Annotated in this window: 2 protein-coding genes; both read right to left on the reverse strand. The window is 49.0% G+C overall.

Annotation, left to right across the window (positions count from 1 at the left end; all coding sequences use genetic code 11):
- Positions 1-30 precede the first annotated feature (30 nt).
- On the reverse strand, positions 31-891 hold the full coding sequence (locus I8J29_RS33385; protein WP_338113337.1) for an IS3 family transposase: 861 nt from the start codon (positions 889-891) through the stop codon (positions 31-33).
- 11 nt (positions 892-902) lie between these two features.
- On the reverse strand, positions 903-1296 hold a 394-nt coding region (locus I8J29_RS33390; RefSeq protein ID WP_240546669.1), incomplete at its 5' end, for a transposase.

Consider the following 1296-nt stretch of genomic DNA (forward strand, 5'->3'; position numbering starts at 1 on the left):
TGCTCCTCTGTCAATAAAGTGGACAACAGGCTAAGCCAATTTCTCGTAATAAAGCTGTTCGAAACGGATGGGCGAGATGTAACCCAAGGTACTGTTGGACCGTTTTCGGTTGTAAAAGAACTCAATGTATCGATACATCTGGTCATAAGCTTCCTGCTTGGTCTTGAACTTAGGATGACAGTAGATCAATTCGCGCTTCAAGATGCTGTGAAACGCTTCTATGCACGCATTGTCGTAGCAATTGCCCCTCCGACTCATACTGGCCTTGATGCCGAGCTTCTTGAGATACTCCCGGTATTCATTGGAGGCGTACTGAGATCCACGATCGGAGTGGTGAAGGAGGTCCTTCCCCGGCCTTTTCGCCGCATGCGCTCGCTTTAGCGCCTCTAACACCAGGTCCGTTGTCATATGATCGCTTAGGTTCCAACCCACAATCTGCTTCGTGTACAGATCTAAGATGCTGGCCAAGTAGAGCTTGCCTTGACGACAGGGAATATACGTGATGTCTGCTACCCATTTCTCGTTCGGTTTGGTGGCGGAAAAGTCTTGCTGAAGCACGTTCGGTGCGATCGGCAACTCATGGTTGGAATCGGTCGTAGTCGTTCTGAACTTGCGAGACATGCAAGAGCGAAGTCCGTTTTCGCGCATAATGAAGCCGACCGTACGCTCCGATACGGTCCAGCCTTCTTTCTTCAGCTCCTGATAAATTCTCGGGCTCCCATAACGTGTGTCCGAGTCATAGAAATGCCAGGCAATGCGGTCCGTGAGCTTCGCTTTGCGCTGTTGTCGCTCTGAAGACGCTGCCGTCCGCCATTTGTAATAGCCGCTCCTCGACACTTCTAGCACGCTGCACATCTTCTCCACTCGAAACTCGGAGCGATGATCTTCGATAAATTGGAACCTTAGTTCTTTTCTTTGCTGAAGATGTGCAGCGCCTTTTTTAGGATGGCCAGCTCTTCCTTTAAGTCTTCGATCTCCCGCTCTTTTCGGCGATTCTCGACTTCATTTTCTTTCAGCGTTTGTTCGAGCTTCCGAATTTTTTCCGGATGATTGACGGCTTCTTGGTCGAATTGCCGGTATTGCGCGATCCATTGATTCAGCGTGCTTTTCGGAATGTTGAGTTCCTCGCAGATGTCGGCAACCGACTTCGTTTGCTCTTGCACGTATTTGACCGTTTGCTTTTTAAACTCTTCGTTGTACCGTTGCCGTTGTTCCCCCACCGTGGGACACCTCGCTTTCGTTAAGTTGATTATCTTGTTTTTCTTAACGATGTGTCCACTTTTTATTCTAGTTGCA

Origin of the sequence: Paenibacillus artemisiicola, assembly GCF_017652985.1 — a bacterium.
Taxonomy (GTDB): domain Bacteria; phylum Bacillota; class Bacilli; order Paenibacillales; family Paenibacillaceae; genus Paenibacillus_Z; species Paenibacillus_Z artemisiicola.